This is a genomic window from Pseudomonas sp. SWI44 (assembly GCF_002947915.1).
In the GTDB taxonomy this organism is placed as follows: Bacteria; Pseudomonadota; Gammaproteobacteria; order Pseudomonadales; family Pseudomonadaceae; genus Aquipseudomonas; species Aquipseudomonas taiwanensis.
This window is the reverse complement of the sequence record NZ_CP026674.1, coordinates 2,041,471-2,053,572: the sequence shown is the minus strand read 5'-3', so window position 1 is coordinate 2,053,572 and position 12,102 is coordinate 2,041,471. Positions and strand designations below refer to the sequence as shown.

The window sequence follows — 12,102 nt, the reverse complement described above, 5'->3', positions numbered from 1 at the left end:
CTCTCAAAGGCTGAACCGCCCCACCATCCCCCTCAGCTGTCGCCCCAACTGCTCCAGCTCACCACTGGACGCTGCGGTCTGCTCGCTCGCCGTACTGGTCTGGTCCGACGCATCGCGGACGTTGATCACGCTGCGGTTGATCTGCTCGGCCACCACGCTCTGTTCTTCGCTGGCCGTGGCGATCTGCTGATTCATGCCCTGGATACTCGAGACGGTATCGGTGATTTGACTCAACGCACAACCTGCCTTGCGACTCAACTCGACGCTTTGCTCGGTCAGGAGCTTGCTGCTGTCGAGCAGTGTGGTGACCTCATCGGTCCCGCTGTGCAGGTTCTCGATCAGTTGCTCGATTTCTTCGGTCGATTGCTGGGTGCGCTGGGCTAATCCGCGCACTTCGTCGGCGACCACGGCAAAACCGCGACCGGCCTCCCCAGCGCGGGCCGCCTCGATGGCCGCGTTCAGCGCGAGCAGGTTGGTTTGCTCGGAAACCGACTTGATCACATCGAGAATGCTGCCGATCCGCTCGCTTTCTCCGGCAAGGTGCTGCATGGCGGCCAGGCAGCGGTCCATTTGCCCCGCCAGTTGCTCGATGCGACCAATGGCCTGCGCTACCACCTGATCGCCCAGCTGTGCCTGGTGATCGGCGTCGGTGGCCGCCAGCGAGGCCTGTTCGGCATTCTGAGCCACCTCTTGCACGGTCGCGCTCATCTGGTTCATGGCCGTGGCCACCTGGTCGGTTTCCTCGCGTTGCTGATTGATCCGTTGCTTGGTGTCTTCGCTGCTGGCAGCCAGCTGTGTCGCGGCCTGGGACAGGTGGCTGACGCCCTGGTCGATACCGCCGATCAGCTCACGGAGGCTGATGGTCATCTCGCGCATGCTCGCTTGGAGTTGCCCCATTTCGTCGCGCCGTTGTACTGGCTCCAGTTGACTGAGGTCGCCACGGGCGATGCGTGCAGCCAAGGCCAGGGTCTGGCGCAGGGGTTGGGTGATCTGCAAGGTGATCAACCAGCCGGCCACCACGCCCACCACCAAAGCCAGCATGGCGACGCTGGTAAGCAGCGAACGGGCCGCCAGAGCCTCGCTGTCTCGCTGCTCGATCTTTCTCTGGCTCAGTTCCAGACTGGTGGCGCCCAGCTCATCGCCCATTGTTTCCATGCGCTCCTGCAGTTGCTCGACAGCCAGGGCAGCGTTGCGGTATTCGTTCAAGCTGGTCCGGTACTTGGCCAGTTCGACGCCGGGCTGCTCTCTCAATGCGCGGGATAGCCCCAGGGGAGCAAGGCCGACCAGCAACTGGGCGAGGCCTTTGTCGGCCGCATCCAGTGCTGAGTCCCCGACCTTGGCGAAGTCACTGAGCGGCGAGAAGGTGTAGGCCGGCATCTGGCTCTGCTGGTTGGCCCCATCTATGTGCCGGCCAAGCGTGTCCATCAGCCCCAGTACGCTTGCTTGCTGGCTGTCGGCAGGCATTTTCAGCAAGGCCTGGGTCTGTAGCTCGTCGATTACCTCGCTGAGTGTCTGCTCCTGCATCGCCATGGCCTGGCGTAGCGTCTGGCGGCTCTCGACCGTGCGTTGCAGGGTGGCGAAATCCTCGCGCAGACGCTGCAACTGCTGCAGCTTCTGCGTGAGCATCTGGCGTGAGGCATCCACGCCACTGCGCTGATGCAGGGTGGTCAGCATGCTTTCGAGTTGTTCGAGTATCTGCCCGATGCGGGCCTTGCTGGTGTCGTCGCTGAGGACACGGTAGGTAATGCGCTCGGCGCGCAGGTCCTTGACCAGGTCGTTGATCAGGCCGATTTCACTGAGCTGTTCCGAGCGCTCGATGGCGCCGTCCAGGGCGGTCCAGCCGGTGACGGTGGTGGTCAGGGTAAGCAGCAGGACCACGGCGAAGCCCATGGCGAGCTTCGCGGCGACGCTGATGTTGCCGAGCTTGCGATTGAGGTAGCCGAACATGTTGAGTCTCCGTGCGATTGAGAGGGGGATGAGGGCGCATTGCCAGCATCACACCTCTGCCAATCGGCAGCGGAGCTGTAGGACTTGACCTGAAAATCAGGTAGGAAATTTCACCGCAGCATGCAAGAAAATTCTGCCTGTACTGGCCTCTGCACGGGACTACCCCCGAAGAGGCCAGTACAGGCGCCCCCCGGGCAGCCTAGAGCCTGAACCGCCCCACCAACCCTTGCAGGTGCGTACCCAGGCGTGCCAGTTCCACGCTGGAGCTGGCTGTTTCCTCGCTCGCCGCCGAGGTCTGGTCGGAGATGTCCCGCACATTCATCACGCTGCGGTTGATCTCCTCGGCCACGGCGCTTTGCTGCTCGGCAGCCGTGGCGATTTGCTGGTTCATCGCCTGGATCGACGACACGGTGCGGGTGATGGTCTCGAGCGAGCTGCCGGCACGGCGGGTCAGTTCGACACTGCTGTCGGTGAGTCCGCGGCTGCTGTCCATGACGTTGGCCACGCGCTCGGTGCCACTTTGCAGGCCGGCGATCAGCTCTTCGATCTCTTCGGTCGACTGCTGAGTGCGCTGGGCAAGGCTGCGTACCTCGTCAGCGACCACGGCGAATCCGCGCCCGGCTTCGCCTGCGCGGGCCGCTTCGATGGCGGCGTTCAGGGCCAGCAAATTGGTCTGCTGTGCCACCGACTTGATCACATCCAGCACGCTGCCGATCTTGTCGCTCTCGGCCTTCAACTGGTTCATGGCTTCGCTGGAATTGACCACCTCGTTGGCCAGACGCTCGATCTGGGCAATGGCTTCGCCGACCACCCGATCACCCTCACGGGCCTGCTGGTCGGCCATGACTGCCGCTTCCGACGCCTGCTCGGCGTTACGCGCCACTTCGTGAACAGTGGCCGACATTTCGTTCATGGCCGTCGCAACCTGGTCGGTCTCGACCTTCTGGTTGCTGACCCCGGCGCTGGTCTGTTCCGTGACAGCCGACAACTCCTCGGCGGCACTGGCGATCTGGGTGACGCCGTCGCCTATACCGCCGATCAGCTCTCGCAGGCTCTTGGTCATGCGCTGCATGGTCGCTTGCAGTTGGCCAAGCTCGTCGCGGCGATCGACCGGCAGATCGTGGCGCAGGTCGCCATCGGCCACGCGCTCGGCGGCGGTCAGCGTATTGCGCAGCGGAATGATGATTTGACGGGTGATGACCCAGGCGGCCAGCACGCCCAACAGCAGAGCCAGGCCCGTTGCGGCGGCCAGCATCATCTTGGCCTGGCGAGTGCCGGCATTACGCACGTCAGTCTGCGAAACCGTCATTGCCTGGCTGGCCTGCAGCAACACCGTGCCTTGCTCAGCCATGCGTTGCAGGGCCTGTTCGCTGGCCGCCTGGGCAGTACCGAACTGGCTGACCGCATCGCGGTAGCCCGCCAGCGCGGTGGCTGCGTCGTCGAGGCTGGAGGCGTGTTCGGCGCCCACTTTGGCAGGCAGTGCCTTGAGTTCGGCCATGGCCTGGTCGATAGCTTGCAGAGCGGTCTGCTGGAAGTCGGCATTGCCGCTGTAGGTGTAGCCCCGTACCTGGAAGCGCGCTTGCTGCAGCAGGGCGCTGACTTCAACGGCGTACTGGTACTGGTTGATGTCGCCGCCTTGCAGCAGGCGCTGCTGGACCTTGCCGATCAGGTCGGCAGCCTTGTCGGCACTGTCACCCAGCACGCTGCGGCTGGCTTCGCGGCGTTGGCTGGACTGCTTGAGCTGGTTGAAAGCTTGCTGGTACTGGCGAACGGCTTCCTGTTGTTGTTCCAGGCGCTGGCGATCGACTGGCTGTTCGATCTGGCCGAGCATCAGTTGCACCTGGCGCTCCAGGTTCGTCAGGGACTTTTCCAGCTCGCCGATGGAGGTCTCATCACGTTTGCGCTCATAGTGCTGGCGCGCGATGCGTAGTTCCTGGGTGTACTGGTAGATCACGGAAATATTGCCTAGCTTGTCGCCACGGTCGATGACGCTGTCCAGGCCTTTCCAACCGGTCAGCGTGATAGCCAGGGTCAGCAGCAGCACCAGCCCGAACCCCAGCCCCAATTTGCGATTGACGCTCATATTTCCCAGCGATTGGGCAAACCAACGGTACATGATCGACTCCCCGGTTAACTCGCAACACGGATTATTGTTGTGTTGTTAAACCATCGGCCTGCGCGGAGGAAACTTGATGGGCAGAAATATCTGACTTAACTGTCAGAATATTCGCGATAACAGTGCAGTGACGGCAGTTTCGACTCGCAGGATGCGGTCACCCAGTTGCACAGGTGTCAGCCCGGCCTTGCCCAAGAGCTCGATTTCATAGGGAATCCAGCCGCCTTCAGGGCCGATGGCCAGTGTCACGGGGCCTTCGACAGCGCGTGGGCACGCCGGGTAAGGGCCAGGATGACCGACCAGGCCAAGGGTGTTTTCGACGATGGCTGGCAGGCGGTCTTCGACGAACGGCTTGAAGCGCTTCTCGATGATGACCTCGGGCAGCACCGTGTCGCGGGCCTGCTCAAGGCCGAGGATGAGGTTTTCGCGGATGCTGTCGGGGTGCAGGAAAGGCGTTTGCCAGAAGCTTTTCTCGACCTTGTAGCTGTTGACCAGGACCAACCGGGGCACACCAAGGGTGGCAACGGTCTGGAACAGCCGGCGCAGCATCTTCGGCCGTGGCACGGCCAGCACCAGGGTCAATGGCAGCTTGGCCGGTGGCGGCTGGTCGAAGCTGACGTCCAGCTCCGCTTGGTGTTTCTCCAGGCGGACCACTGTCGCTTTGCCCATCAGGCCACCGATACGTCCGACGCGCAGGGTATCCCCCACCGCGACCCGGTGGATCTCCTGCATGTGGGTGAAACGGCGGTCGGCCAGGACGACGCGGTCGGCCGAAACGAAGTCGGCCTCCTCCAGTAACAGCAGGTTCACGATTGCGTCGCTGGCGGTTGGTCGTTGTGGTCGTCTGCGGCTTCGTTCTCGTGGCCGCGTTTACGGATCAGGCTGCCACACAGCACGCCGATCTCGAACAGCAGCCACATGGGGACCGCCAGCAAGGTCTGGGAGAAGATATCCGGTGGCGTCAGGACCATGCCGACCACGAAGCAGCCGATGATCACGTAGGGGCGGATCTTCTTCAGGTACTTCACGTCGACCACGCCGATCCACACCAGCAGCACCACGGCCACTGGGATCTCGAAGGCGACGCCGAAGGCGAAGAATAGCGTCATGACGAAATCCAGGTAACTGGCAATGTCCGTCATCATCGACACGCCTTCCGGCGTGGCGCTGGCGAAGAAACCGAAGATCAGCGGGAACACCAGGAAATAGGCGAAGGCCATGCCGGCATAGAACAGCAGGATGCTCGACACCAGCAATGGGATAGCGATGCGCTTTTCATGGCGGTACAGCCCTGGCGCGATGAAGCCCCAGATCTGCTGGAGGATGAACGGGATCGCCAGGAACAGCGAGACGATCATGGTCAGTTTGAACGGCGTCAGGAACGGCGAAGCCACGTCGGTGGCGATCATCGTCGCATTGGCTGGCAGGTGTTCGCGCAGCGGGGCCGAGACCAGGGTGTAGATCTGCTGGGCGAACGAGAACAGCCCGGCAAAGATCAGGAAGATGACCGCCACGCAGCGCAGCAGGCGGGTACGCAGTTCAGTCAGGTGCGAAACCAGCGGCATCGGCTGGTCGTGTTCCGGATTTTCGCTCATGGGGCTCGCGGCGGTTGGGGCTGTTCGGACGTTTCCGGCGCACCGCCGGAGGTTACAGGCGTTGTCGCGGCTGCGGCGGGCGGTTGGCCAGGCGCGGCGGTCGGCGGCTGAGCGGGCGGCGTCTGTGGGTTGAGGATGCGCCGTGCTTCCTGCTCCATCTGCAGGATGTGCTCGTTGTGCAGCTGGCGGCGGATGTCGTCGGCGCCGATTTCACGCTCGACTTCCATCTTGATGCTGTTGAAGCTGCGCTTGAGGCGGCCGATCCACAGCCCAGCGGTACGGGCGGCGCCGGGCAAGCGCTCGGGTCCGAGCACCAGCAGGGCAACCAGGCCGACGAGCAGCAACTCGCTGAAGCTGATGCCGAACATGGGTCAGTCTTTCCGTTGCGGCTCTTGGACCGGCTGGGCCTGGCCCTCGATGGTCTGGCCCTGGGCTTGTTGCGGCGCGCTTTGCACCGGCGGCACGGGTTGGGCTGGGGGAGGCGTCTGTTCGGCTGGCTTGTTCTCTTCTTCGTTCATGGCCTTGCGAAAGCCCTTGATCGACTCGCCAAGGTCGCTGCCGAAGTTCTTCAGCTTCTTGGTGCCGAAGACCAGGACTACGACGACCAGCAGGACAATCCAGTGTTTCCAGTCAAAAATACCCATTTCGTACTCCTGAAATTTACAGGTACAGCGAAATTGTCTGGCAGCGCGGTCCCTGTGGGAGCGGTTTCACCCGCGAACACCGGCTAAGCCGGGCGATGCACCGCGTTGCACTCTTCGCGGGTAAACCCGCCCCCACGATAGGCGCGCCAAGCGCCCTCGAAAACGTATCAGGCAGAAGGCTGACGCGCGGCCTTCTCGTCATGCCCGGAAAGACCGAAACGGCGCTCCAGCTCATCGAGCACCGCTTGCGGATGCTGGCCCAGCGCACTGAGCATCACCAGGCTATGAAACCACAAGTCGGCGGTTTCATAGATGACATCGCTGTAATCCTTGCTGACGGCAGCATCCTTTGCAGCGATGATGGTTTCGACGGACTCTTCGCCAAGTTTCTCAAGGATCTTGTTCAGGCCCTTGTGGTACAGGCTGGCCACGTAAGAGCTGTCGGGGGCCGCTTGCTTGCGTTGCTCAAGCACTTCGGCCAGGCGGTTCAGGGTGTCGCTCATGTCAGTGTCCTGCGCTGTAGATGGCGTGCGGGTCCTTCAGGACCGGGTCGACGGTTTTCCACTGGCCGTCTTCGTAGACGCGGTAGAAGCAGCTTTCGCGTCCGGTATGGCAGGCGATATGGCCCAGTTGCTCGACCATCAGGATGATCACATCGGCATCGCAGTCCAGGCGCATTTCGTGCAGCTTTTGCACATGGCCCGACTCCTCGCCCTTGCGCCACAGCTTGCCACGTGAGCGCGACCAGTAGATAGCGCGTTGTTCGGCGGCGGTCAGGGCCAGCGATTCGCGGTTCATCCAGGCCATCATCAGCACGCGTCCGGTCTTATGGTCCTGGGCGATTGCCGGTACCAGGCCATCGCTGTTCCACTTGATCTCGTCCAGCCAGTCTTTCATCGTCGACTCCAAAACCGGGCCCGCGCCTGTGCCGAGCCCTTTGCGCTAGTGTGCCAGCCAGCCACGCTGCTGGCTATTGGCGCACGATCAGGTAAAGCCCCGCGGCCAGCATCAACCAGGCCGGCCAGGCGACAGGGGCGGCCAGGCTGGCGGTCTCGGCAGCGCCCACCGCCAACACCGCGCCACCGCCGAGCAGTCCCGCACCGAGCAGGCGCAGCGCCCAGCGGTCGCCCTGGCGACGACGCTCCGGCAACTGCGGATCGTGCAGGTGCGGTTGTGACAGGCGTTCGAGCAAGTCGCGGGTCATGTCGGCCAGGTGCGGCAGTTGCTCGACCTGGCTGTGCAGGTTGCCCAGAACCGCCTTGGGGCTCATGCGCTCGCGCATCCAACGCTCCAGGTACGGCTTGGCGGTGCTCCACAGGTCCAGGTCCGGGTACAGCTGACGGCCCAAGCCCTCGATGTTGAGCAAGGTCTTCTGCAGCAGCACCAGTTGCGGTTGCACTTCCATGTTGAAGCGCCGTGCGGTCTGGAACAGGCGCATCAGTACCTGGCCGAAGGAAATGTCCTTGAGTGGCTTCTCGAAGATCGGTTCGCATACGGTGCGGATAGCTGCTTCGAACTCATTGACCTTGGTGTGCGCCGGTACCCACCCAGAGTCGATGTGCAATTGCGCGACACGGCGGTAGTCACGCTTGAAGAAGGCGATCAGGTTGCGCGCCAGGTAGTCCTGGTCCTCGGCGGTGAGGCTGCCGACGATGCCGCAGTCGATGGCAATGTACTGCGGGCTCCACGGCTTGACCGTGCTGACGAAGATGTTGCCTGGGTGCATGTCGGCGTGGAAGAAACTGTCGCGGAACACCTGGGTGAAGAACACCTCGACACCCCGTTCAGCCAGCATCTTCATGTCGGTACGCTGGTCGGCCAAGGTCACCATGTCGGTCACCGGTACGCCATAGATGCGCTCCATCACCAGCACCTTCGGGCGGCACAGGTCCCAGTAGACCTGGGGCACGTACATCAGCTCCGAGCCCTCGAAATTACGCCGCAACTGGCTGGCATTGGCCGCCTCGCGGAGCAGGTCGAGCTCGTCGTAGATGGTTTTTTCGTAATCGCTGACCACTTCCACCGGGTGCAGGCGGCGCGCATCGGCCGACACCCGTTCGGCGCCCTTGGCGATCAGGAACAGCCACGCCAGGTCCTGGGCAATCACCGGCTTGAGGCCGGGGCGTACCACTTTGACCACCACCTCTTCGCCGGTTTTCAAGCGCGCGGCGTGCACCTGGGCCACCGATGCCGAGGCCAGGGGCTCGACATCGAAGCGACTGAACACATCGCTGACCCGGGCGCCCAGTTGCTCTTCGATCAGGGCCACGGCCTTTTTCGGGTCGAAGGGCGGGACACGGTCCTGCAGCAGCATCAGCTCGTCGGCGATGTCGGTGGGCAGCAGGTCGCGGCGGGTGGAGAGCAACTGGCCGAACTTGATGAAGATCGGCCCCAGGTCTTGCAAGGCCAGGCGCAGGCGCGCACCGCGGCTGAGCTCGGAAGGCTTGCGCGGCAGCCAGCGCCAAGGCATCAGCAGGCGCAGGCTCATCAGCCACCAGGGCAGGGGCAGGTCGAACAGCAGGTCATCGAGGCGGTAGCGGATCACGACGCGCTGGATGCGCAACAGACGGCGGACGGCAAGCAGCTTCATGCTTTATCGCTGGTATCAAGGGTTCGGGAAAGGCGCTGGAGGCGCGCCTCGAGGCGTTCGATGTCGACTTTAAGGGCGTCGAGCTCGCTGAAGGCGGCTTCGGCTTCGCGCTTGCCCACGAGGGTGCGCGACTCTTCGGCCAGGTACTCGGACAGGTTCTGGCTGAAGCGGGTCAGGCCTTGGCGGGTCCAGCGCGCGCGCAGACGAAGGTGGCCTGCGAGCAGCGAGGTGGCCACTGGTCCCAGCCAGCGCGACAGCTCGAACTCCCAGTCCAGTTCCAGGTCCTGCAGCACCCCGACCAGGTCGAGCAGCACGGCACTGTCACCATGCAATTCGACCTGTGGGCTGTGCAGCACGGCGTTCTTGTCTTTGGCCAGAGCCAGTTGGGCCAGGCTGCCCGCCGGGGCGCGAAGGCTGCAGTCGACCTCGCCCTCCCAGTGGGCTGCGAGCATCAGGCCTTCCTCGTCCGGCAGGATGAATACCTGCAGGGCGGGTTGGCGACAGTCGATTTCGATGACCTTGCCTTCCAGCGCAGCCAGCCGCGGCAGGGCGGTGCTGTCCATGCGCAGGACGCGGTTCAGGCCATGTTCGACGCTGGCGAGCAGCCCGGCCAGCAACATCAGGGCTTGATTCCCCGGTGCACGGCAACGATACCGCTGGTCATGTTGTGGTAGGTGACGCGGTCGAAACCGGCATCGACCATCATGGCCTTCAGGGTTTCCTGGTCGGGGTGCATGCGGATCGACTCGGCCAGGTAGCGATAGCTCTCCGAGTCGTTGGTGATCAGCTTGCCGGCCAGTGGCATGAAGGCGAACGAGTAGGCGTCGTAGGCCTTGGACATCAGCTTGTTGGTCGGCTTGGAGAACTCCAGTACCAACAGGCGACCACCGGGCTTGAGCACGCGCAGCATCGAACGCAGGGCTTCGTCCTTGTGGGTGACGTTACGCAGACCAAAGGCAATGGTCACGCAGTCGAAGTGGTTGTCGGGGAACGGCAGCTTCTCGGCATCGGCCTGGACGAACTCGATGTTGCCGGCAACACCACGGTCGAGCAGGCGGTCGCGGCCGACCTTGAGCATCGATTCGTTGATGTCGGCGAGCACCACCTGGCCGGTAGGGCCCACGAGACGGGAAAACTTGGCCGCCAGATCGCCGGTCCCGCCAGCGATGTCCAGCACGCGGTTGCCGCTGCGCACGCCCGACAGCTCGATGGTGAAGCGCTTCCACAGGCGGTGCATGCCGCCGGACAGCACATCGTTCATCAAGTCGTACTTGGCCGCCACCGAGTGGAACACCTCGGCGACCTTCTTCGCTTTTTGGCTTTCAGGCACGTCCTGGTAGCCGAAATGGGTGGTGGGTTCGGCGTGTTCGCCTTTGCGCTGGTCGTTCATATCGCTTCACCGGAAAAAATTACCGCCATTCTAGGGCGAACGGGCGGATTTGTCTTGGCGGGGTGTGCCTGGGGGAGGGGACGGGCATAATGGCGAGCATGTCTCATATCCAGGATCGTCCCCATGACCCAGATCAGCGTTGAACGCAAGCACTCCCTCGGCCGCGAAGCCGCCCGCGCCAAGGCCCAAGCGCTGGTGGAAAAGCTGTCCCGCGAATACGACCTCAAGGCCAACTGGAACGGTGACCGCGTCGATGTGACGCGCAGCGGCGCCAATGGCAGCGTCCATATCGGCGAGGACACCATTCGGGTCGAACTGAAGCTGGGCATGATGCTGTCGATCATGGGCAGCACCATCAAAAGCGAGATCGAGCGGGCGCTGGACAAGGCGTTGGCCTGATTCCACGGCCAGGGCGGTGCCCTCGCCAGTACCACCGCCCCACCTTAGGGTGAAGATTCTAATTTCACCCCCTACCTTATGCTCAAGCCCACCCCCATGGGCTCATCCTCCCTCCACTCATGAGCATGAGGTACAGAGCATGGCCAAAGTGAACGTGAAGAAAAAGGACGAAGTCCTGGGTACCTTGGGCGAGGTACGCGGCTACGCACGCAAGATCTGGCTGGCGGGCATCGGCGCTTACGCCCGTGTCGGCCAGGAAGGCTCCGATTACTTCAAGGAGCTGGTAAAAGCCGGTGAAGGCGTCGAGAAACGTGGCAAGAAGCGCATCGACAAAGAGCTCGATGCCGCCAACAGCCACATCGACGAGGCCACCGAGGAAGTGAGTCGCGTACGTGGCAAAGTCGAAGTTCAACTCGACAAAATCGAAAAGGCCTTCGACGCACGCGTCGGTCGCGCCTTGAATCGCCTCGGCATTCCGTCTAAACATGACGTTGAGGCGCTGTCCATCAAGCTTGAACAGCTTCATGAGCTGCTCGAGCGCGTCGCGCACAAACCATAAGGAGAGCAGGATGGCTGGCAAGAAGAGTACCGACAAAGAAAGCAGCTCCTGGATCGGCGGGATCGAAAAGTACTCCCGCAAGATCTGGCTGGCAGGCCTGGGTATCTATTCGAAGATCGACCAGGATGGCCCCAAGCTGTTCGACTCGCTGGTGAAGGACGGCGAGAAGGCTGAGAAGCAGGCCAAGAAGACCGCTGAAGACGTGGCGGAAAGCGCCAAGTCCACCACCACCTCGCGTGTGTCCGGCGTCAAGGACCGTGCCTTGGGCAAGTGGAGCGAGCTCGAGGAAGCCTTCGACAAGCGCCTGAACAGTGCCATCTCGCGTCTGGGCGTGCCGAGCCGCAACGAGATCAAGGCCCTGCACCAGCAGGTGGACAGTCTGACCAAGCAGATCGAGAAACTGACTGGTGCGTCCGTCACCCCGATCTCCTCCCGTAGCGCGGCCAGCAAGGCTTCCGCAACCAAGACAGCGGCCAAACCGTTGGCCAAGGCTGCTGCCAAGCCTGCGGCGAAAACCGTAGCTGCCAAACCCGCCGCCAAGACCGCTGCAGCCAAACCAGCAGCTGCCAAGCCAGCAGCAGCCAAGCCAGCAGCAGCCAAGCCAGCAGCGAAGCCGGCTACCAAGCCTGCGGCCACCAAGCCTGCTGCCGCGAAGAAACCGGCAGCGAAGAAGGCCCCGGCCAAACCGGCCGCCGCTAAGCCAGCAGCACCCGCTGCGAGCGCTGCTCCGGCCGCTACCGCCGCTCCGGCGCCTGCTGCCACTGCGGCCAGCAGCACGCCGTCGGCGCCGCTGAGCGTGGTCGGCCAGGCCTGATACCGCGCCGTGCCATCGCCGGCAAGCCAGCGCCTACACCTGAACCGT

General features: G+C 63.1%; 14 protein-coding genes. 3 read left to right on the top strand and 11 right to left on the bottom strand.

The window, feature by feature from the left end:
- Positions 1-3 precede the first annotated feature (3 nt).
- The 11 genes from C4Q26_RS09750 to ubiE form a co-directional block, all read right to left on the bottom strand.
- Positions 4-1,947, bottom strand: coding sequence for a methyl-accepting chemotaxis protein (locus tag C4Q26_RS09750; protein WP_104882266.1), 1,944 nt, complete (start codon positions 1,945-1,947; stop codon positions 4-6).
- Between the two features lie 199 nt (positions 1,948-2,146).
- On the bottom strand, positions 2,147-4,063 hold the full coding sequence (locus C4Q26_RS09745) for a methyl-accepting chemotaxis protein (RefSeq protein WP_023378309.1): 1,917 nt from the start codon (positions 4,061-4,063) through the stop codon (positions 2,147-2,149).
- A gap of 102 nt (positions 4,064-4,165) precedes the next feature.
- Positions 4,166-4,873: a 16S rRNA (uracil(1498)-N(3))-methyltransferase gene (locus C4Q26_RS09740; protein ID WP_104883033.1), complete on the bottom strand. Its 708-nt coding sequence runs from the start codon at positions 4,871-4,873 to the stop codon at positions 4,166-4,168.
- The gene (gene tatC, locus C4Q26_RS09735) at positions 4,870-5,658 is read right to left on the bottom strand and encodes a twin-arginine translocase subunit TatC (protein ID WP_023378311.1); all 789 of its coding nucleotides are present in this window, start codon (positions 5,656-5,658) and stop codon (positions 4,870-4,872) included. The genes C4Q26_RS09740 and tatC overlap by 4 nt, the downstream gene beginning before the upstream one ends.
- A complete protein-coding gene (gene tatB, locus C4Q26_RS09730; RefSeq protein WP_023378312.1) occupies positions 5,655-6,026 on the bottom strand; it encodes a Sec-independent protein translocase protein TatB in 372 nt (123 codons plus the stop codon). The genes tatC and tatB overlap by 4 nt, the downstream gene beginning before the upstream one ends.
- Before the next feature lie 3 nt (positions 6,027-6,029).
- A complete protein-coding gene (locus tag C4Q26_RS09725; protein ID WP_023378313.1) occupies positions 6,030-6,302 on the bottom strand; it encodes a twin-arginine translocase TatA/TatE family subunit in 273 nt (90 codons plus the stop codon).
- Between the two features lie 167 nt (positions 6,303-6,469).
- Positions 6,470-6,805, bottom strand: coding sequence for a phosphoribosyl-ATP diphosphatase (locus C4Q26_RS09720; protein WP_023378314.1), 336 nt, complete (start codon positions 6,803-6,805; stop codon positions 6,470-6,472).
- A gap of 1 nt (position 6,806) precedes the next feature.
- Positions 6,807-7,199 carry a phosphoribosyl-AMP cyclohydrolase gene (hisI, locus tag C4Q26_RS09715; RefSeq protein ID WP_023378315.1) on the bottom strand — a complete coding sequence of 131 codons (393 nt, stop codon included), beginning with the start codon at positions 7,197-7,199 and terminating at the stop codon, positions 6,807-6,809.
- A 73-nt stretch (positions 7,200-7,272) separates the two neighbouring features.
- Positions 7,273-8,892, bottom strand: coding sequence for a ubiquinone biosynthesis regulatory protein kinase UbiB (gene ubiB, locus C4Q26_RS09710; RefSeq protein WP_023378316.1), 1,620 nt, complete (start codon positions 8,890-8,892; stop codon positions 7,273-7,275).
- Complete coding sequence (locus C4Q26_RS09705; protein ID WP_027907938.1) at positions 8,889-9,512, bottom strand: SCP2 domain-containing protein; 624 nt, start codon at positions 9,510-9,512, stop codon at positions 8,889-8,891. The genes ubiB and C4Q26_RS09705 overlap by 4 nt, the downstream gene beginning before the upstream one ends.
- A complete protein-coding gene (gene ubiE, locus C4Q26_RS09700; protein WP_023378318.1) occupies positions 9,512-10,282 on the bottom strand; it encodes a bifunctional demethylmenaquinone methyltransferase/2-methoxy-6-polyprenyl-1,4-benzoquinol methylase UbiE in 771 nt (256 codons plus the stop codon). The genes C4Q26_RS09705 and ubiE overlap by 1 nt, the downstream gene beginning before the upstream one ends.
- 123 nt (positions 10,283-10,405) lie before the next feature.
- Here ubiE and C4Q26_RS09695 point away from each other — a divergent pair, with 123 nt between their 5' ends.
- From C4Q26_RS09695 to C4Q26_RS09685, 3 genes are all read left to right on the top strand, one after another.
- A complete protein-coding gene (locus C4Q26_RS09695) occupies positions 10,406-10,681 on the top strand; it encodes a polyhydroxyalkanoic acid system family protein (protein ID WP_023378319.1) in 276 nt (91 codons plus the stop codon).
- Positions 10,682-10,820: 139 nt separating this feature from the next.
- Entirely contained in the window at positions 10,821-11,240 is a 420-nt protein-coding gene (locus C4Q26_RS09690) for a phasin family protein (RefSeq protein ID WP_023378320.1), read from the top strand.
- A 10-nt stretch (positions 11,241-11,250) separates the two neighbouring features.
- On the top strand, positions 11,251-12,054 hold the full coding sequence (locus C4Q26_RS09685) for a phasin family protein (RefSeq protein WP_104883032.1): 804 nt from the start codon (positions 11,251-11,253) through the stop codon (positions 12,052-12,054).
- Positions 12,055-12,102 lie beyond the last annotated feature (48 nt).